Source organism: Streptomyces sp. NPDC052396 (assembly GCF_044593195.1).
Taxonomy (GTDB): domain Bacteria; phylum Actinomycetota; class Actinomycetes; order Streptomycetales; family Streptomycetaceae; genus Streptomyces.
Genome location: NZ_JBIUAW010000006.1, coordinates 404726 through 422284, shown reverse-complemented (window position 1 = coordinate 422284; position 17559 = coordinate 404726). Strand labels below are relative to the sequence as shown.

18 protein-coding genes are annotated in these 17559 nt (G+C 71.7%); 12 read left to right on the top strand and 6 right to left on the bottom strand.

The window, feature by feature from the left end; all coding sequences use genetic code 11:
• Window positions 1-121 precede the first annotated feature (121 nt).
• On the top strand, window positions 122-667 hold the full coding sequence (locus ACIHFE_RS18630) for a TetR/AcrR family transcriptional regulator (protein WP_400107800.1): 546 nt from the start codon (window positions 122-124) through the stop codon (window positions 665-667).
• A 192-nt stretch (window positions 668-859) separates the two neighbouring features.
• On the opposite strand, the gene ACIHFE_RS18625 is transcribed toward ACIHFE_RS18630, so the two are convergent.
• Both ACIHFE_RS18625 and ACIHFE_RS18620 read right to left on the bottom strand, forming a co-directional pair.
• On the bottom strand, window positions 860-1900 hold the full coding sequence (locus ACIHFE_RS18625) for a DeoR/GlpR family DNA-binding transcription regulator (protein WP_400107798.1): 1041 nt from the start codon (window positions 1898-1900) through the stop codon (window positions 860-862).
• A 106-nt stretch (window positions 1901-2006) separates the two neighbouring features.
• A complete protein-coding gene (locus ACIHFE_RS18620; RefSeq protein ID WP_400107796.1) occupies window positions 2007-3440 on the bottom strand; it encodes an NAD(P)H-quinone dehydrogenase in 1434 nt (477 codons plus the stop codon).
• Window positions 3441-3535: 95 nt separating this feature from the next.
• Here ACIHFE_RS18620 and ACIHFE_RS18615 point away from each other — a divergent pair, with 95 nt between their 5' ends.
• The 3 genes from ACIHFE_RS18615 to ACIHFE_RS18605 all read left to right on the top strand — a co-directional run bounded on the left by ACIHFE_RS18615 (window position 3536) and on the right by ACIHFE_RS18605 (window position 6723).
• The gene (locus tag ACIHFE_RS18615; RefSeq protein WP_400107794.1) at window positions 3536-3973 is read left to right on the top strand and encodes a gamma-glutamylcyclotransferase; all 438 of its coding nucleotides are present in this window, start codon (window positions 3536-3538) and stop codon (window positions 3971-3973) included.
• A gap of 128 nt (window positions 3974-4101) precedes the next feature.
• Window positions 4102-4923 carry a purine-nucleoside phosphorylase gene (locus tag ACIHFE_RS18610; RefSeq protein ID WP_400107793.1) on the top strand — a complete coding sequence of 274 codons (822 nt, stop codon included), beginning with the start codon at window positions 4102-4104 and terminating at the stop codon, window positions 4921-4923.
• 111 nt (window positions 4924-5034) lie between these two features.
• Window positions 5035-6723, top strand: coding sequence for a phospho-sugar mutase (locus ACIHFE_RS18605; RefSeq protein WP_400107791.1), 1689 nt, complete (start codon window positions 5035-5037; stop codon window positions 6721-6723).
• A gap of 249 nt (window positions 6724-6972) precedes the next feature.
• Here the strand turns inward: ACIHFE_RS18605 and ACIHFE_RS18600 are convergent, their stop codons facing one another.
• Window positions 6973-7581 carry a PH domain-containing protein gene (locus tag ACIHFE_RS18600; protein ID WP_400107789.1) on the bottom strand — a complete coding sequence of 203 codons (609 nt, stop codon included), beginning with the start codon at window positions 7579-7581 and terminating at the stop codon, window positions 6973-6975.
• Window positions 7582-7802: 221 nt separating this feature from the next.
• On the opposite strand from ACIHFE_RS18600, the gene deoC reads away from it, so the two are divergent.
• Genes deoC through ACIHFE_RS18585 form a run of 3 tightly spaced genes read left to right on the top strand, consistent with a single transcriptional unit; the run spans window position 7803 to window position 11042 of the window.
• Window positions 7803-8732: a deoxyribose-phosphate aldolase gene (deoC, locus tag ACIHFE_RS18595; protein WP_400108040.1), complete on the top strand. Its 930-nt coding sequence runs from the start codon at window positions 7803-7805 to the stop codon at window positions 8730-8732.
• 2 nt (window positions 8733-8734) lie between these two features.
• Complete coding sequence (locus ACIHFE_RS18590; RefSeq protein ID WP_400107787.1) at window positions 8735-10165, top strand: aldehyde dehydrogenase family protein; 1431 nt, start codon at window positions 8735-8737, stop codon at window positions 10163-10165.
• Window positions 10158-11042: an aldehyde dehydrogenase family protein gene (locus ACIHFE_RS18585; protein WP_400107785.1), complete on the top strand. Its 885-nt coding sequence runs from the start codon at window positions 10158-10160 to the stop codon at window positions 11040-11042. The genes ACIHFE_RS18590 and ACIHFE_RS18585 overlap by 8 nt, the downstream gene beginning before the upstream one ends.
• 55 nt (window positions 11043-11097) lie before the next feature.
• On the opposite strand, the gene ACIHFE_RS18580 is transcribed toward ACIHFE_RS18585, so the two are convergent.
• Window positions 11098-11511: a hypothetical protein gene (locus ACIHFE_RS18580; RefSeq protein ID WP_400107783.1), complete on the bottom strand. Its 414-nt coding sequence runs from the start codon at window positions 11509-11511 to the stop codon at window positions 11098-11100.
• 117 nt (window positions 11512-11628) lie between these two features.
• On the opposite strand from ACIHFE_RS18580, the gene ACIHFE_RS18575 reads away from it, so the two are divergent.
• Window positions 11629-12330 carry an ATP-binding protein gene (locus ACIHFE_RS18575; protein ID WP_400107781.1) on the top strand — a complete coding sequence of 234 codons (702 nt, stop codon included), beginning with the start codon at window positions 11629-11631 and terminating at the stop codon, window positions 12328-12330.
• Window positions 12331-12462: 132 nt separating this feature from the next.
• Here ACIHFE_RS18575 and ACIHFE_RS18570 read toward each other — a convergent pair whose 3' ends face one another.
• Window positions 12463-13200, bottom strand: a complete 738-nt coding sequence (locus tag ACIHFE_RS18570; RefSeq protein ID WP_400107779.1) for a SigE family RNA polymerase sigma factor — start codon at window positions 13198-13200, stop codon at window positions 12463-12465.
• Between the two features lie 194 nt (window positions 13201-13394).
• Here ACIHFE_RS18570 and afsQ1 point away from each other — a divergent pair, with 194 nt between their 5' ends.
• From afsQ1 to ACIHFE_RS18550, 4 genes are all read left to right on the top strand, one after another.
• The gene (gene afsQ1, locus ACIHFE_RS18565; protein ID WP_400108038.1) at window positions 13395-14072 is read left to right on the top strand and encodes a two-component system response regulator AfsQ1; all 678 of its coding nucleotides are present in this window, start codon (window positions 13395-13397) and stop codon (window positions 14070-14072) included.
• A 78-nt stretch (window positions 14073-14150) separates the two neighbouring features.
• A complete protein-coding gene (locus tag ACIHFE_RS18560) occupies window positions 14151-15680 on the top strand; it encodes an ATP-binding protein (protein ID WP_400108036.1) in 1530 nt (509 codons plus the stop codon).
• The gene (locus ACIHFE_RS18555; RefSeq protein WP_400107777.1) at window positions 15677-16279 is read left to right on the top strand and encodes a hypothetical protein; all 603 of its coding nucleotides are present in this window, start codon (window positions 15677-15679) and stop codon (window positions 16277-16279) included. Before ACIHFE_RS18560 ends, ACIHFE_RS18555 begins: the two co-directional genes overlap by 4 nt.
• A 65-nt stretch (window positions 16280-16344) precedes the next feature.
• A complete protein-coding gene (locus ACIHFE_RS18550; protein WP_400107775.1) occupies window positions 16345-16905 on the top strand; it encodes a VanZ family protein in 561 nt (186 codons plus the stop codon).
• A gap of 29 nt (window positions 16906-16934) precedes the next feature.
• On the opposite strand, the gene ACIHFE_RS18545 is transcribed toward ACIHFE_RS18550, so the two are convergent.
• Entirely contained in the window at window positions 16935-17465 is a 531-nt protein-coding gene (locus tag ACIHFE_RS18545) for a hypothetical protein (protein WP_400107773.1), read from the bottom strand.
• Window positions 17466-17559: the final 94 nt, after the last annotated feature.

Below are 17559 nucleotides of genomic sequence, written 5' to 3'. Positions count from 1 at the left end.
GGGTCCCTGTCCGGCAACGGCCAGGGGCCCCGTCGCGTTGATGGCATCCTTGGGTCGCGGGGGAGCGACGGGAGGACGGACGGATATGACGACCGATACGGCGCGGACGTCAGCAAGGCCCATGCGCGCAGACGCACGACGCAACTACGAGCGGCTGCTCACCGAGGCGCGCACGGCCTTCACCGAACACGGCACCGATGCCTCCCTGGAGGACATCGCCCGCCGGGCCGAGGTCGGCATCGGCACGCTGTACCGGCACTTCCCCAACCGCACCGCGCTGATGAGCGCCGTCTTCCAGGACGAGGTCGACAAGCTGCTGGCCCGCTCCCGGGAGCTGCTGGCCGCGCCCGAGCCCTGCCGGGCGCTGGTGGACTGGCTGCGGGCCATCGTCACCCATGCCAGCACCTACCGGGGGCTGTCCCGCGCGCTGATGGCCGCACAGAGCGACGAGGCCAGCGCGCTGTCGCGGTGCAGCACGCCCATGCGCGCGGCGGGCAGCACCCTGCTGGCGCGGGCGCAGCAGGCCGGCGTGGTGCGCCCGGATGTGGGCATCGCCGACCTGATGCAGCTGACCAACGCCATCTCGCTGGCGGTCGAACAGTCCCCGGAGGACCCGGAGTTGGCCGATCGCCTGCTGAAGCTCACGCTGCGCGGCATTCAGGGCTAGCGGTCACTCTTGGGGCACCCCCTCGGGGGCGCGGGGAACTGCGCGATCAGCCCGCGACGGCCCGCACGTGAAATATGACGCGGCGGACATCGGCGCCCGGCGATTGAGCGGTCCGTGGGCCGTCAGGCAGGGTTTGGGTGCGGGCCGTCATCGGCTGGTCGCGCAGTTCCCCGCGCCCCCGAGGGGGCACCCTTATCTCCGTCGCGGGGCCAAGTCGGCGACCCGTACCGGCGCCTGGTCGCCGAGCGGTACGGCACTGCGCAGCTGCGGCCCCGGGGCGCCGCCCTGGCCAGGCCCCGGGTACTGCGGACCGTGCCGCCCGTCCGCCAGCGGATGAGTGCGCCGCTGCCCTGGCAACGGCGGCATCTCACGGCGGCGGCCGGCGTCCCCGGATCCACCGGGCGCACCCGGCCCGGAGCCCGCGCCGGAGCCGGCCACCGAGATATGCACGCCCTGGTCGGCGAGGGCCTGGAGTTCGGTCGCCGCGCGGTCGTCGTGGGCGGGGGGCTCATCGGTCACCAGTCTGGTGATGACATCGGTGGGCACGGTCTGGAACATGGTGTCGGTGCCCAGCTTGGTGTGGTCGGCCAGCACCACCACCTCCGCGGCGGCCTGCACCAGCGCCCGGTCCACGCTGGCGGAGAGCATATTGGAGGTGGACAGGCCGCGTTCGGCGGTCAGGCCGCTGCCGGAGAGGAAGGCCCGGGAGACCCGCAGCCCCTGCAGGGACTGCTCGGCCCCGCTGCCGACCAGCGCGTAGTTGGATCCCCGCAGAGTGCCGCCGGTCATCACGACCTCGACCCGGTTGGCGTGCGCCAACGCCTGGGCCACGAGCAGGGAGTTGGTGACCACGGTCAGACCCGGGACCCGCGCCAGGCGGCGGGCCAGCTCCTGGGTGGTGGTGCCGGCGCCGACCACGACGGCCTCGCCCTCTTCGACGAAGCTCGCCGCGAGATCGGCGATGGCCGTCTTCTCGGCGGTCGCTAGGTGGGATTTCTGCGGGAAGCCCGACTCCCGGGTGAAGCCGCCCGGGAGCACCGCGCCGCCGTGCCGGCGGTCCAGCAGCCCTTCGGCTTCCAGCGCCCGTACGTCACGCCGCACGGTCACTTCGGAGGTCTGGACAACGCGGGCGAGCTCCCGGAGCGATACCGCCCCGTTGGCCCGCACCATTTCGAGGATCAATTGACGACGTTCTGCAGCGAACACGAAACCGACAGTAACGCCAACGAGCATCTGCTTTCAGCAGGTTGCAGCAATTAACGGAAGTCTTCCGCCGCGCCCGCCGGTAAGTGATATAGGGAGCCGGGAGGTTGATCACCTCATCCGGCTCCCCGGCAACTCAGGACTCCCGCTGGGTCTTCCTGGTGTGCAACTGCCGTGCCACTTCGGCGATCGAGCCGGACAGGGACGGGTACACGGTGAACGCGTTCGCGATCTGTTCCACTGTCAGATTGTTGTCGACCGCGATCGAGATCGGATGAATCAGCTCACTGGCCCGCGGCGCCACCACCACGCCGCCCACCACGATGCCGGTGCCGGGACGGCAGAACATCTTCACGAATCCATCGCGAATGCCCTGCATCTTGGCCCGCGGATTGCGCAGCAGCGGGAGCTTGACCACCCGGGCGTCAATCAGACCGTTGTCGACGTCCGCCTGCGAATAACCGACCGTGGCAATCTCCGGATCCGTAAACACGTTCGCGGATACCGCCTTGAGATTGAGCGGGGTCACCGCGTCACCCAGGAAGTGGTACATGGCGATCCGGCCCTGCATCGCGGCCACCGACGCCAGTGCGAGCACACCGGTGCAGTCACCGGCCGCGTACACGCCCGGCGCACTGGTGCGCGAGACCTTGTCGGTCCAGATGTGCCCGGACTCGGTCAGCCGGACGCCGGACTCCTCCAGGCCGATGCCGGCCGTGTTGGGAATGGAGCCGACGGCCATCAGACAGTGCGTACCGGAGATGACCCGGCCGTCGGCCAAGGTGACCTCCACCCGCTCGCCCACCCGCTTGGCCGACTGCGCCCGGGAGCGCGCCATCACATTCATCCCGCGCCGGCGGAAGACGTCCTCCAGCACGGCGGCGGCGTCCGGGTCCTCGCCCGGCAGCACCCGGTCCCGGGAGGAGACCAGGGTCACCTCGGAGCCCAGTGCCTGGTAGGCGCCGGCGAACTCGGCGCCGGTGACACCGGAGCCCACCACGATCAGCTCCTCGGGGAGCTCCTCCAGGTCATAGACCTGGGTCCAGTTGAGGATGCGCTCGCCGTCCGGCAGCGCGTCCGGGATCTCCCGGGGGTGGGCGCCGGTGGCGATCAGCACCGCGTCCGCGACCAGCGTCTCCTCGGTGCCGTCCGCGGCCCGTACCACCACCCGCCGGGAACCGTCGGTGGCCTGCTGCGGCTCCAGCCGCCCGCGCCCGCGCAGCACCCGGCCGCCGGCCCGGGTCACCGAGGCGGTGATGTCATGCGACTGGGCCAGCGCCAGCCGCTTCACCCGCCGGTTGACCTTGCCCAGGTCCACGCCGACCACGGTGCCGTCCTCGCCGTCGTCAACCGTGATCCCCAGCTCTTCATACGAGGAGTCGAAGTTGGTCTTCACCTCGGCGGTGGCGATAAGAGTCTTCGAGGGCACGCAGTCGGTGAGCACCGATGCCCCGCCCAGACCGTCGCAGTCGACGACGGTCACCTCCGCGCCGAGCTGAGCGGCGACCAGCGCCGCCTCATAGCCGCCGGGTCCGCCACCGATGATCACGATCCGAGTCACGTACTCCATTGTCCCGCACCCATCAAAGCGACTCCCTCCGGGGCCCTCCTCTTGAGCCTGCCATCCCAAATGCGGTCCCGCCTCACTCCCGTACCCTCAGAACCATGTCGCTCTACGCCGCGTACGCCGGCAACCTCGACGCGCGGCTGATGACCCGCCGCGCACCCCACTCGCCGCTGCGCGGCACCGGCTGGCTCACCGGCTGGCGGCTCACCTTCGGCGGGGAGCAGATGGGCTGGGAGGGAGCGCTGGCCACGGTCGTCGAGGAGCCCGGCGCCCAGGTCTTCGTGGCGCTGTACGACATCGCCCCGATGGACGAGGAGTCGATGGACCGTTGGGAGGGCGTCGGCCTGGGCATCTACCGCCGGCTGAAGGTCCGGGTGCACACCCTGGACGGCGAGGAGCCGGCCTGGATCTATGTGCTCAACGGCTATGAGGGCGGTCTGCCCTCCGCCCGCTACCTGGGCGAGCTCGCGGACGCCGCGGAGTCGGCCGGGGCGCCGCACGACTATGTGATGGAACTGCGCAAGCGGCCCTGTTAGGCCCCCATTGGCCGCGATCCGGCGGGTCTTTGGTCCGGGCCGTTCGGCGCAATCCGCGGGGCGACCGTCGCAGGACCGTAACCTGCGATATCTACGCGCGTAGGCGATGACCGGTTACCCTCGTCCGCGTGAACGCATCAGTTACTCCGGACATCCAGGCCGACCCGTACGCCGCCGCCGACCAGGCCGCCGCCCGCCTGCGCGAACTGACCGGCGCCGAGACCCACGACGTCGCCCTGGTCATGGGCTCGGGCTGGGTCCCCGCCACCGAAGCGCTCGGCGCTCCCGAGGCCGAGTTCCCGGTCACCGAGCTGCCGGGCTTCACCAAGGCCGCCGTCGCGGGCCACGCGGGCACCATCCGCTCGTACAAGGTCAACGACAAGCGCGCGCTCGTCTTCCTCGGCCGTACGCACTACTACGAGGGCCGCGGCGTGGCCGCCGTGGTGCACGGTGTGCGCACCTCCGTCGCCGCCGGCTGCAAGACCGTGGTGCTGACCAACGGCTGCGGCGGTCTCCGTGACGGCATGCGCCCCGGCCAGCCGGTGCTGATCAGCGACCACCTCAACCTCACCGCCACCTCCCCGATCGTCGGCGCCAACTTCGTCGACCTCACCGACCTGTACTCGCAGCGGCTCCGCACGCTGTGCCAGGAGGTCGACCCCACCCTCGAAGAGGGCGTCTACGCGCAGTTCCCCGGCCCGCACTACGAGACCCCGGCCGAGGTGCGGATGGCCCGCACCCTGGGCGCGGACCTGGTCGGCATGTCCACCACGCTGGAGGCCATCGCGGCCCGCGAGGCGGGCGCCGAGGTGCTGGGCATCTCCCTGGTCACCAACCTGGCCGCGGGCATGACGGGTGAGCCGCTCAACCACGAAGAGGTGCTCCAGGCCGGCCGCGACTCCGCGGCGCAGATGGGTGCGCTGCTGGCGCAGGTGCTGCCGAAGCTCTGACGGCAGCACAGGCTGCCGCCGATGGGTAGAAGGGGGCGGGGTGGAAACCCCGCCCCCTTCCCCCGTCCCCAACGACCCCCGCATCCCCACATCCACCTCCGGAGGAGAACCGTGGAGCAGGAGCGAGAGCTCATCGCCCGGGCCGAGGCATGGCTCGCCGAGGACCCCGACGCCGAGACCCGCGCCGAGCTCGCCGAGCTCATCAAGGCCGGCGACCTGCCCGAGCTGGCCGGCCGTTTCGCCGGGACCCTGCAGTTCGGCACCGCCGGCCTTCGCGGCGAGCTCGGTGCCGGCCCGATGCGGATGAACCGCACCGTGGTCATCCGGGCCGCGGCCGGCCTGGCCGCCTACCTCAAGAAGCAGGGGCACACCGGCGGCACGGTCGTCATCGGCTACGACGCCCGGCACAAGAGCGCCGACTTCGCCCGGGACACCGCGGCCGTGATGGTGGGCGCCGGCCTGAAGGCCGCGCTGCTGCCCCGCCCGCTGCCCACCCCGGTGCTCGCCTTCGCCATCCGCCACCTGGGCGCGGTGGCCGGTGTCGAGGTCACCGCCAGCCACAACCCGCCGCGGGACAACGGCTACAAGGTCTACCTGGGCGACGGCTCCCAGATCGTGCCGCCCGCGGACGCGGACATCGCCGCCGAGATCGCGGCCATCGGCAGCCTCCATGACGTGCCCCGGCCGGACGCCGGCTGGGAGACCCTGGGCGACTCCGTGCTCGAGGCCTACCTGGAGCGCACCGACGCGGTCCTCACCAATGGCTCGGCCCGCGACGCGCGCGTGGTCTACACGCCCATGCACGGCGTCGGCCGCACCGTGCTGACCGCCGCCTTCGAGCGGGCCGGCTTCCCGGCGCCGACGGTGGTCGCCGAACAGGCCGACCCGGACCCCGAATTCCCGACCGTCGCCTTCCCCAACCCGGAGGAGCCGGGCGCGATGGACCTGGCCTTCGCCACGGCCCGGGCCGCCCTCGCCCGGGGCGAGGCGGTGGACATCATCATCGCCAACGACCCGGACGCGGACCGCTGCGCGGTCGCGGTGCCCGCCCCGGACACCGCCGAGGGCTGGCGGATGCTGCGCGGCGACGAGGTGGGCGCGCTGCTCGCCACCCACCTGGTGCACAAGAAGGCCAGCGGCACCTTCACCACCACCATCGTCTCCTCCTCGCTGCTGTCCCGGATCGCGGCGGCCTCCACGGGCACGCCGTACACCGAGACCCTGACCGGCTTCAAGTGGCTGGCCCGGGTGGACGGCCTGCGCTACGCCTACGAGGAGGCGCTGGGCTACTGCGTGGACCCCGAGGGCGTCCGGGACAAGGACGGCATCACCGCCGCCCTGCTGGTCGCCGAGCTGACCGCCGAACTCAAGGAGTCCGGCCGCACGCTCTCCGACCTGCTGGACGACCTGGCGGTGGAGCACGGCCTGCACGCCACCGACCAGCTGTCGGTGCGGGTGCAGGACCTGTCGCTGATCGCGGACGCCATGCGGCGCCTGCGCGAGCAGCCGCCGGCGGTGCTGGCCGGGCTGCACATCGACTCGGCCGAGGACCTGGCCAAGGGCACCGAGGCGCTGCCGCCGACCGACGGCCTGCGCTACCACCTGGCCGGGGACGAGGCGGGCACGGTCTCCCGCGCCCGGGTCATCGTCCGGCCCAGCGGCACCGAGCCCAAGCTCAAGTGCTACCTGGAGGTTGTGGTCCCGGTCGCCTCGGCGAGCGGTCTGGCGGACGCGCGCGTCCGGGCCGCGGAGGTCCTCGCGGCGATCAAGGCCGATCTCTCGCAGGCAGCGGGCATCTGACCGGCTGACCTACGTGGGCCCCGCCGGATTCCTTCCGGCGGGGCCGCGTCGTTCTTCCGGCGCCGGGGGCGCCCCTCAGGGGCGCGGGGAACTGCGCGATCAGCCGTCGACGGCCCGGACCCGAAAGAAATCCGGACCCGGCTGGGCCTCGTTGCGTTCCCGGTGCGGGCCGCCCCTGGCTGGTCGCGCAGTTCCCCGCGCCCCTTACGGGGCACCCGAGCAGTCCCCGCGCCCCCAAGGGGGCGCACCCTACGCAAACGCCAGCAAGGCCCCCAGCAGCACCGCCCCCGCCCCGGCAGGGGCAAGCAGTTCGTACGCCCAGCGCACCACCGGCGCACCCTGCGCGGCGTCCCGCCCGGCGCACCGCTCGGCCAGGTCACGCAGGTCCACGATGGCCTGGTCCGCGGCGGCCCGCAGCGGCTCCTCGCCCGCCCCGGGCATCACCGGCGTCCCCTGGGCCACATCCCGGGTCACCCGCCGGGCAGCCCGCTTGCGCTGCCGCAGCGACACCGGAATCGCCCACAGCTGGTACTTGCGCCCGCCGGCCAGCACCTCGCTGGAGTATCCGGCCCGTACCGCCTCCACCGAGGCCCAGGGCAGGGTGATGGTGCGGAAGGGGTTGCGCACCAGCAGCCGGTCCTCACTGGCCCACACCGCGGGCCGCAGGGTGAACGCGATCACCACCGGCACCACCAGCAGCGCACCGGCCAGCGCCAGCCAGGGCGTGCGCCCGGTACCGCGCACCAGTGCGTCGCCGCCCAGCCAGGCGATCAGCGCCAGCAGCAGCACACCGCTGCCGATGCCGGCGGAGGAGCGATAGCAGCGGTCGGCGTACTGCGGCGCCTCGGGAGTGGTCATACGCCCGATTCTGCCGGACCACTCCCGCACCGGAGGTTGCGGTACGGCAACACCCAAGGTCGCAGGAGAGTCACGGCAGTTCGCCAGCAAAACGGAACGGTCACAACCGCTTTCCGGCTGATGACAGTCGCTACGCGCGTAGATATGCTCATCCGGTGACTATTCACCCTCGTACGGAAGTCCCCTCCTCCGGCAATGACGCCGCGGAGCGACTGGCCTCGATGGCGGCGGACCTGACCGCCTCCGAGGGCACGCTGCGCCGCTTCCTGCACGGTCTGCCCGGGGTCGATCCGGTCGGGCTCGAAGCCCGCGCAGCCACGCTCGGTACCCGTTCGATCAAGACCACGGCCAAGGCGTACGCCATCGATCTGGCCATCTCGATGATCGACCTCACCACCCTGGAGGGTGCGGACACCCCGGGCAAGGTCCGGGCCCTGTGCGGCAAGGCCCTCAACCCGGACCCGACGGACCGCGAGACCCCCCGCACGGCCGCGGTCTGCGTCTACCCCGACATGGTGGCCACCGCCGTCGAAGCCATGCGGGGCTCCGAGGTCAAGGTCGCCTCCGTCGCCACCGCCTTCCCCGCGGGCCGTGCCGCGCTGCCGGTCAAGCTGGCCGACACCAAGGACGCGGTGGCCGCGGGCGCCCATGAGATCGACATGGTGATCGACCGGGGCGCCTTCCTGGCCGGCCGCTACCTCGAGGTCTTCGAGGAGATCAAGGCCGTCAAGGCGGTCTGCGGCAACGCCCGCCTCAAGGTCATCTTCGAGACCGGCGAGCTGTCCACCTACGACAACATCCGCCGTGCCTCCTGGATCGGCATGCTGGCCGGCGCGGACTTCATCAAGACCTCCACCGGCAAGGTCGCGGTCAACGCCACCCCGGCCAACACCCTGCTGATGCTGGAGGCGGTCCGCGACTTCCGCGAACTGACCGGCATCCAGGTCGGTGTGAAGCCGGCCGGCGGCATCCGCACCACCAAGGACGCCCTCAAGTTCCTGGTGCTGGTCAATGAGACCGTGGGCGAGGACTGGCTGGATAACCACTGGTTCCGCTTCGGTGCCTCCAGCCTTCTCAACGACCTGCTGATGCAGCGCCAGAAGCTGAGCACCGGGCGCTACTCCGGTCCCGACTATGTGACGGTGGACTGACCATGGCCTTTGAATACGCACCGGCCCCCGAGTCCCGCGCGGTCGTCGACATCGCCCCGTCCTACGGGCTGTTCATCGACGGCGAGTTCCGCGAGGCTTCCGACGGCAAGGTCTTCAAGTCGATCTCGCCCTCCACCGAGGAGGTGCTCTCCGAGGTCGCCCAGGCGAGCGCCGAGGATGTGGACGCGGCGGTCAAGGCCGCCCGCAAGGCATTTGAGAAGTGGTCCGCGCTGCCCGGCTCGGAGCGCGCCAAGTACCTCTTCCGTATCGCCCGCATCATCCAGGAGCGCTCGCGCGAGCTGGCCGTCCTGGAGACCCTGGACAACGGCAAGCCGATCCGGGAGACCCGCGACGCCGATCTCCCCCTGGTCGCCGCGCACTTCTTCTACTACGCGGGCTGGGCCGACAAGCTCTCGCACGCCGGTTTCGGCACCGACCCCCGTCCGCTGGGCGTGGCCGGCCAGGTCATCCCGTGGAACTTCCCGCTGCTGATGCTGGCCTGGAAGATCGCCCCGGCGCTGGCCGCGGGCAACACGGTGGTCCTCAAGCCCGCCGAGACCACCCCGCTGTCCGCGCTGTTTTTCGCGGACATCTGCCGCCAGGCGGGCCTGCCCAAGGGTGTGGTCAACATCCTTACCGGTGATGGCTCCACGGGTGCCGCGCTGGTCGCGCACGAGGGCATCGACAAGGTGGCCTTCACCGGCTCCACCGCCGTCGGCAAGGCGATCGCCCGGACCGTCGCCGGTACGGACAAGAAGCTCACCCTCGAACTGGGCGGCAAGGGCGCCAACATCGTCTTCGACGACGCCCCCATCGACCAGGCCGTTGAGGGCATCGTCAACGGCATCTTCTTCAACCAGGGCCAGGTCTGCTGCGCGGGCTCCCGCCTGCTGGTCCAGGAGTCCATCCAGGACGAGCTGCTGGACGCCCTCAAGCGCCGGATGTCCACCCTGCGGGTGGGCGACCCGCTGGACAAGAACACCGATATCGGCGCCATCAACTCCGCGGAGCAGTTGGCCCGGATCACCGCCCTCGCCGACAGCGGCGAGGCCGAGGGCGCCGAGCGCTGGGCCCCGGCCTGCGAACTCCCCGCCAACGGCTACTGGTTCGCCCCGACGCTGTTCACCGGCGTCACCCAGGCGCACCGGATCGCCCGTGAGGAGATCTTCGGCCCCGTCCTGTCCGTGCTGACCTTCCGCACCCCGGCCGAGGCCGTGGCCAAGGCCAACAACTCGCAGTACGGCCTGTCGGCGGGCATCTGGACCGAGAAGGGCTCGCGGATGCTGGCCGTCGCGGACAAGCTGCGCGCCGGCGTCGTCTGGGCCAACACGTTCAACAAGTTCGACCCGACCTCGCCGTTCGGCGGCTACAAGGAGTCGGGCTTCGGCCGCGAGGGCGGCCGTCACGGTCTGGAGGCTTACCTCGATGTCTGAGCGTCTCAGTGTCCTTAAGACCTACAAGCTGTTCGTCGGGGGCAAGTTCCCCCGGTCCGAGAGCGGGCGGGTGTACGAGGTGACCGACTCCAAGGGCAACTGGCTGGCCAACGCCCCGCTGTCCTCCCGCAAGGACGCCCGGGACGCGGTGGTCGCCGCGCGCAAGGCGTTCGGCGCCTGGTCCGGGGCCACGGCCTACAACCGGGGCCAGATCCTCTACCGCATCGCCGAGATGCTGGAGGGCCGCCGCGACCAGTTCATCGCGGAGGTGGCCGACGCCGAGGGCCTGTCCAAGGCCAAGGCCGCCGCCCAGGTGGACGCGGCCATCGACCGCTGGGTCTGGTACGCGGGCTGGACCGACAAGATCGCCCAGATCGCCGGTGGTGCCAACCCGGTGGCCGGGCCGTTCTTCAATGTCTCCGCCCCCGAACCCACCGGTGTGGTGGCCGTGCTGGCCCCGCAGGAGTCGTCCTTCCTCGGCCTGGTCTCGGTGGTCGCCCCGGTGATCGCCACCGGTAACACCGCCGTGGTGATCGCCGCCGAGAACGCTCCGCTGCCCGCGCTGTCGCTGGGCGAGGTGCTGGCCACCTCCGACCTGCCGGGCGGTGTGGTCAATGTGCTCTCCGGCAGGACCGCGGAGCTGGCGGTGCCGCTGGCGGCGCACCAGGACGTCAACGCGGTCGATCTGGCCGGTGCCGGCGCGGTGCTGGCGCGGGAGCTGGAGATCGGCGCCGCGGACAACCTCAAGCGGGTGTTCCGTCCGCGGTCCGCGGACTGGTCCGCCGAGCCGGGCACCGAGCGGCTGATGGCCTTCCTGGAGACCAAGACCGTCTGGCACCCCACGGGTTCGCTGGGCGCCGGCGGTTCGTCCTACTAGGGGTCCGGACGCGGAAGAGGGTGGCGGGGCCCAACGGCCCGGCCACCCTCTTGTGTTACGGCAGCAGCTTGCTCAGCGCGCCGCCCGCCACCGGCACGTTCTGCACCTTGCCGCCCTCCACCGACAGCGGGCCGGTGACCATGGAGGTGCTCACCGGTTTGAAGTCCGCGACCTGGGTGCGGGCCTGGTTGTTCAGCGGGTCGACCGGCGTCTTTGCCAGCGGGTTGACCGGCAGCGTCTTGATCACGGGTGACAGTCCGGCCACCGACTTCTGCAGCGCGGTGTGCATGCCGTCCACCGCCGCCATCACATCCGTCCGCCCGAACGACGCGTGGGCCGGCGAGGTGGCGCTGGCCTGGGCGGCGGCCGCGGCGACCAGGGTCGCCCCCGCGGAGGCGGTCAGCCCCGCGCGTACCACGGAGCGTGGCAGCCGCAGGGGGGAACGACGGGAGCGTGCGTGACGAGCCATGACAACCTGCCGAGGGTGAGAGATACGGGGATTTCCCGATAAGGACTGAAGCGTTCAGCGACGCAGCGTAGTTGAGCAGTGACACCTCGCGCACATCCCAACCCGGAGGGATCCCTCATGCGGGTCAATGCGTCACACTGGTGTTCCGTGACCTCCCTCCTGCCCTCCGCCTCCGCGCCCGCCCGCGTGATCCTGCTGACCGGTCCGTCCGGTTCCGGCAAGTCGTCCCTGGCCGCCCGCACCGGACTCCCGGTTCTCAACCTGGACGACTTCTACAAGGAGGGCACCGACCCCACGCTGCCCCAACTCCCGGACGGCGGCGGCGCCGACTGGGACTCCCCGCTGTCCTGGGACGCCGACGCGGCGGTGGGTGCCATCGAGGAGCTGTGCCGCACCGCGCGCACCGAGGTGCCCCGCTATGACATCGGCACCAGCTCCATCACCGGTCACAGCAGCCTGGACATCGGCCGCACCCGGCTGTTCATCGCGGAGGGCATCTTCGCCGCCGATGTCATAGGCCGCTGCCGGGAGCTGGACCTGCTGGCCGACGCGCTGTGCCTGCGCGGCCGCCCGGCGACCACCTTCCGCCGCCGCTTTCTGCGCGATGTGCGCGAGGGCCGCAAGCCGGTGGGCTATCTGCTGCGCCGCGGTCTGCGGCTGATGCGCGAGGAACGGGGCATTGTGGCCCGCCAGGTGGCGCTGGGCGCCTACGCCTGCGGCCGGGAGAGCGCCATGGGCCGGATCGCCGCGGCCGCCGCGGCCGGCCGCCGCTCCGGGGCGGGTACGCGGCCCCGGCAGCCCGAGGAAGCCCGCGCATGACGAGAGCGGGCGGACGGCCCCCCGGCCGTCCGCCCGCTCTCTCTTTCCCCCCGGTGTTCTCCCCCGTGTGTTCCCCCCGTTTTTCCCCCGTTCCCCCCTGCTCCCCCGTATCCCCCCGGTTACGGGGATCGTTCAGGCCACCAGCTCGCCGAACGACTCCTCGACGCCCCGGCCGCAGCCGATGGCCTCGTCCTCGCGCAGCCGGCGCAGCGAGCGCCAGATGCTGCTCTTGACCGTGCCCACGCTGATGTCCAGGATCTCCGCGATCTCCGGGTCGGTACGGCCCTCGTAGTAGCGCAGCACCAGCATGGTGCGCTGCAGTTCGGGCAGCCGGGCCAGCGCCTGCCAGAGCACCGCGCGCAGTTCGGTGCCGCGCATGGCGTCCTGCTCGCCCGGCGTCTCCGGCAGTTCCTCGGTCGGGTACTCGTTGAGCTTGCGCCGGCGCCAGGCGCTGATGTGCAGATTAGTCATGGTGCGGCGCAGATAGCCGCCGACGGCCGCCTTGTCGGTGATCCGGTCCCAGGCACGGTAGGTGGAGAACAGCGCGCTCTGCAGCAGGTCCTCGGCCTCGTAGCGGTCACCGGTCAGGTGGTAGGCAGTGGCGTAGAGGGCGGCGCGGCGCTCCTGGACGTAGGCCGTGAACTCGGCTTCCCGGCGGGACTCGGCCTGCTCCTTCGCGGCGGGCGCCGGGAACTCGTACACCTCCGCGTCGATCGCCGTCAGATACGGCGACCGGCCGCGTCCGGTACCACGAGCGCACCCCCGCCCACCCGAGGTACCGGACTTCTCAAGACTCAGGCTCCGGCCGGCGGTGGTGTCATGCAGGCGCGTGCGCACCGCGGCGGTGTTGATGCTGTGCAGCGTGTTCATCTTGCGCCCCCCGTCATGGAGCCAGTCGGATCCTGGTGTTCCGGACCTTCGTGCTGCCCGGTGAACCAAAGCCTGCCGGGCCAGTTTCATGGCGCTGTCCGCCGACTGTCACAGCTGTGCAACAGGGCCTGTGACGGACCTGGCCGAGCCGGGCGAGTCGAACTACCGGCCTGACGTAGGCCAGAATGACCACCGTGCCTTTCCTGTTGCTGATCGAGGACGACGACGCCATCCGCACGGCCCTCGAGTTCTCCCTGTCCCGCCAGGGCCACCGTGTGGCGACCGCGGCGACGGGTGAGGACGGCCTGAAGATGCTGCGCGAGCAGCGGCCGGACCTGGTCGTGCTGGATGTGATGCTGCCGGGCATCGACGGCTTCGAGGTGTGCCGCCGCATCCGCCGCACCGACCAGTTGCCGATCATCCTGCTCACCGCCCGCAGCGATGACATCGATGTGGTGGTGGGCCTGGAGTCCGGGGCCGACGACTATGTGGTCAAGCCGGTGCAGGGCCGGGTGCTGGACGCCCGGATCCGGGCCGTGCTGCGCCGCGGCGAGCGGGAGTCCAATGACTCGGCGACCTTTGGCTCGCTGGTGATCGACCGCTCGGCGATGACGGTCACCAAGAACGGCGAGGACCTTCAGCTCACCCCCACCGAGCTGCGGCTGCTGCTGGAGCTGAGCCGCCGGCCCGGACAGGCGCTCTCCCGCCAGCAGTTGCTGCGGCTGGTCTGGGAGCACGACTACCTCGGCGACTCCCGCCTGGTGGACGCCTGTGTGCAGCGGCTGCGGGCGAAGGTGGAGGACGTACCGTCCTCCCCTACTCTGATCCGCACGGTCCGCGGGGTCGGATACCGCCTGGACACCCCGCAGTAGCGAGCGATTGGTACGGAACACATGGCAGAGCCCGGTCGGGCACGGGCCTGGGTGCCCAGGAACGTCATGCGGCTGAGCATGCGGTGGATCAGCCTGCGGCTGCGCCTGATGCTGGTCTTCGCGCTGGTGGCGCTGGCCGCCGCGGTCTCGGCCTCGGCGATCGCCTACTGGCTCAACCGGGACGCGGTGCTCACCCGCACCCAGAACGCGGCCCTGGACGACTTCCGCAAGTCCCTCCAGGACAACACCGGTTCACTGCCCGTGACGCCGACCTGCCCCGAACTCCAGGAGGCGGCCGACCGGATGGCGGCCACCTCGCAGAAGTACGAGGTGCTGCTGATCGGCAAGGTCAAGGGCGGCGGCGACTGCGCCGCGCCCTCCGACCGGGACCTGTTCACCCTGAAGGTGGTGCCGCAGACCCTGGTCACCGCGGTCAACCGGCAGCGCCGGGTGGACGATGCCAATCCGTACCAGTACCACCTCTACTGGCAGCGGATCACCCTGGACGGCAAGCCCTATCTGGTGGGCGGCGCCAAGGTGATCGGCGGCGGCCCCACCGGCTATCTGCTGAAGTCGCTGGACAACGAGCGGGCCGATCTCAACTCGCTGGCCTGGTCGCTGGGGATCGCCACCGGCTTGGCCCTGATCGGTTCCGCGCTGCTGGCCCAGGCGGCCGCCTCCACCGTGCTGCGGCCGGTGCAGCGGCTGGGCGAGGCGGCCCGGCGGCTGGGCGAGGGGAAGCTGGACACCCGGCTGCAGGTGTCCGGCACCGATGAACTCGCCGAGCTGTCCCGGACGTTCAACAAGACCGCCGAGTCGCTGCAGCAGCGGGTGGAGGACCTCAGCGCCCGGGAGGCGGCCAGCCGCCGCTTTGTCGCGGATATGTCGCATGAGCTGCGGACCCCGCTGACCGCGATCACCGCGGTGACTGAGGTGCTGGAGGACGAGGCCGACTCGCTGGACCCGATGATCGCGCCCGCCGTCCAGCTGGTGGTCAGCGAGACCCGGCGGCTGAACGACCTGGTGGAGAACCTGATGGAGGTCACCCGCTTCGACGCGGGCACCGCCCGCCTGGTGCTGGACGATGTGGACGTGGCCGACCAGGTGACCGCCTGCATCGACGCCCGCGCCTGGCTGGACGCGGTGGAACTGGACGCCGAGCGCGGCATCATGGCCCGCCTGGACCCGCGCCGCCTGGATGTGATCCTGGCCAACCTGATCGGCAACGCCCTCAAGCACGGCGGCTCCCCGGTGCGGGTGTCGGTGCGCCCGGAGGCCCGCGGCGATGAAGGTGACCGGCTGGTCATCGAGGTGCGCGACCATGGCCCCGGCATCCCCGAGGATGTGCTGCCGCATGTCTTCGACCGGTTCTACAAGGCGAGCGCCTCCCGGCCGCGCTCCGAGGGCAGCGGCCTGGGCCTGTCCATCGCGCTGGAGAACGCCCATATCCACGGTGGTGAGATCACCGCGGCCAACTCCCCCGAGGGCGGTGCGGTGTTCACCCTCATCCTGCCCCGGGACAGCGAGGCCGACCCGCCGGAGGAAGGCGCGGCGCGCCCCGGGGAGCAGGGCACCGGGCCCGGCTCCCCGGAAGGGGGAGCACGATGAGACGCACAGCGCACACGGTGCTGGCGGCGGTGACGCTGGCCGGCGCCCTGGCCGGCTGCGGGATCCGGGGCACGGCGGTACCGGTGGACGCCGGCGGCGCGCCGTCCCGGGCCACCTGCCAGGTACGTCCCCAGGCGCCCGCCACCCCGCCGGCGGGCAGCGTCAGCATGCCCGTCCAACTGGTGTGCACCTCCCAGCTGTTGCCGGTGAGCCGGGTGGTCTCGTCCCCCGGCCGCCAGGACGCACCGGGGCTGGCCCAGGCGCTGCTGGACGAGCTGCGCCGGCAGCCCTCGCCGGCCGAGGACGAGGCCGGGTTCTCCACCGATGTGCCGCAGCGGCTGACCGTGGGCGGCCCGCGCCAGGGCGACCCGGCCGGCACCCTGCGGCTGAACACCCCGCCGGACGAGCTGTCGCCGCTGGCGCTGGCCCAGGTGGTGTGCACCTTCGCCGGCACGGCCGCCACCGGCGGCAACCGGACGGTGGTGCTGGGCGGTCCGGGCCAGGAGCCGCCCCGCGACTACCCGTGCACCGACGAGACCCGGGCCCACCCGGAGACCCTGCAGGGCGGCGGAACTCCGGTGCCCGGAACCGGCCGTTGAACCGGCGCTGACGCTGCGTGCCCACAGGCGGAACCGCGCGCCCCGCGCGCCGCGTCCTGTGGTGCGTGCAGCGTCATGGTTATGGCGGTACGCCCGCCCTTCGATACCGCTACCGCGTCGTGGGCTGCGTACTTCTCGCGGCGCATCTGATCGTGGTGGGCTGGCTGGCCCTGCGGCCGCTCACCGCACCCTGGGTGACCGCCGCGCATATGGAGCCGTTCGCCACGCTCCGTGCCGACCTGGCGCTGGGCCCCTGGCGGGCGGCCCGCGCCATCGGCGAGGGGCTGCTGCCCTTCGCGCCGCTGGGCGTGCTGCTGCCCTGGGCGGGCGGCCGGGTGGCGGTCTCCCCGCTGGGTTCGCTGGCCCGTACGGTCTTCACCAGCGCCATGCTGTCGCTGGTGCTGCAGGCGGTGCGCAGCGGGGTGGTGGGTCAAGTGCTGGACCTGGACGCCCTGTTGCTGAATGTGACCGGTGTGGCGCTGGCGCATCTGGCGGTGGTCCCCGCGGTGCGCAACCGGCTGCGCCGTGGCCTGCCCGGCGCCCGCGCCACCGAACTGCCGCCCGGGAGCACGCTGCGGAGGTCGTCAAACGCCGGACGGGCTGAGGTCAGTCCGTCCGGCGTTTAACGGCTTTCGGCCAACGGCCTCGGGGCCGGTCAGTGGCCCCCGCCGGTGCCGATGGGGGCGGAGATGCCGTGGCTGGGCAGGCCGACCGGCAGCTTGCCCAGCGCGCTCAGCAGTCCGCCGTTGCCCTTGCTGTCCGCCGGGGCGGCCTTGCCGGGGGCGGCGGAGGGGGCGGCCTTGTCCGGGGTGGCGGCGGGCGCGGCCTGGTCCGGGGTGGCGGGAGCGGCCTTGTCGGGGGCGGTGGCGGGCGCGGTGTCCTTGACGCCATGGCGCACGCTGCTGGTCCGGCTCACCTTGCGGCCCTGGCTGCTGGTCGCCTTGTCCAGGGCCTTGGTTGCCTGGGTGAAGGCCGCCGAGCCGATGGCGTGGTTGGCGGCGGAGAGCACCGGCCCGCCCGGGACCATGGGGGCGACGTCCTCGATGGGAAGGGAGCGCGTCACGGACTGGGCCGTGGTGGCCGCCGTCTCGAACGGGCCCGCGGCCGCCGCGGTGCCGGCCGCGCCGGTGGCGATCACGGCCCCGAGAGCGGCGATACCGAATGACTTGATGGTTCCCTGCTTCATTTGGAATCTGTCCTCAGTGACGGGGGAATGTCTGCGAATTGCGCGCGACTTTGCAACCTAGTCACGAGAACGACGGGCCCGGGACAACGACACG

Excerpts from the sequence above, each read along its gene's own strand:
- ACIHFE_RS18615 (WP_400107794.1), top strand. The coding sequence starts at position 3,536 with ATGTCGCTCTACGCCGCGTACGCCGGCAACCTCGACGCGCGGCTGATG.
- ACIHFE_RS18555 (WP_400107777.1), top strand. The coding sequence starts at position 15,677 with ATGAGACGCACAGCGCACACGGTGCTGGCGGCGGTGACGCTGGCCGGC.
- ACIHFE_RS18590 (WP_400107787.1), top strand. The coding sequence starts at position 8,735 with ATGGCCTTTGAATACGCACCGGCCCCCGAGTCCCGCGCGGTCGTCGAC.
- ACIHFE_RS18600 (WP_400107789.1), bottom strand. The coding sequence starts at position 7,581 with ATGACCACTCCCGAGGCGCCGCAGTACGCCGACCGCTGCTATCGCTCC.
- ACIHFE_RS18560 (WP_400108036.1), top strand. The coding sequence starts at position 14,151 with ATGCGGTGGATCAGCCTGCGGCTGCGCCTGATGCTGGTCTTCGCGCTG.
- ACIHFE_RS18625 (WP_400107798.1), bottom strand. The coding sequence starts at position 1,900 with ATGCTCGTTGGCGTTACTGTCGGTTTCGTGTTCGCTGCAGAACGTCGT.
- ACIHFE_RS18580 (WP_400107783.1), bottom strand. The coding sequence starts at position 11,511 with ATGGCTCGTCACGCACGCTCCCGTCGTTCCCCCCTGCGGCTGCCACGC.
- ACIHFE_RS18575 (WP_400107781.1), top strand. The coding sequence starts at position 11,629 with ATGCGGGTCAATGCGTCACACTGGTGTTCCGTGACCTCCCTCCTGCCC.
- deoC (WP_400108040.1), top strand. The coding sequence starts at position 7,803 with ATGGCGGCGGACCTGACCGCCTCCGAGGGCACGCTGCGCCGCTTCCTG.
- ACIHFE_RS18630 (WP_400107800.1), top strand. The coding sequence starts at position 122 with ATGCGCGCAGACGCACGACGCAACTACGAGCGGCTGCTCACCGAGGCG.
- ACIHFE_RS18570 (WP_400107779.1), bottom strand. The coding sequence starts at position 13,200 with ATGAACACGCTGCACAGCATCAACACCGCCGCGGTGCGCACGCGCCTG.
- ACIHFE_RS18585 (WP_400107785.1), top strand. The coding sequence starts at position 10,158 with ATGTCTGAGCGTCTCAGTGTCCTTAAGACCTACAAGCTGTTCGTCGGG.
- ACIHFE_RS18545 (WP_400107773.1), bottom strand. The coding sequence starts at position 17,465 with ATGAAGCAGGGAACCATCAAGTCATTCGGTATCGCCGCTCTCGGGGCC.
- ACIHFE_RS18620 (WP_400107796.1), bottom strand. The coding sequence starts at position 3,440 with ATGGAGTACGTGACTCGGATCGTGATCATCGGTGGCGGACCCGGCGGC.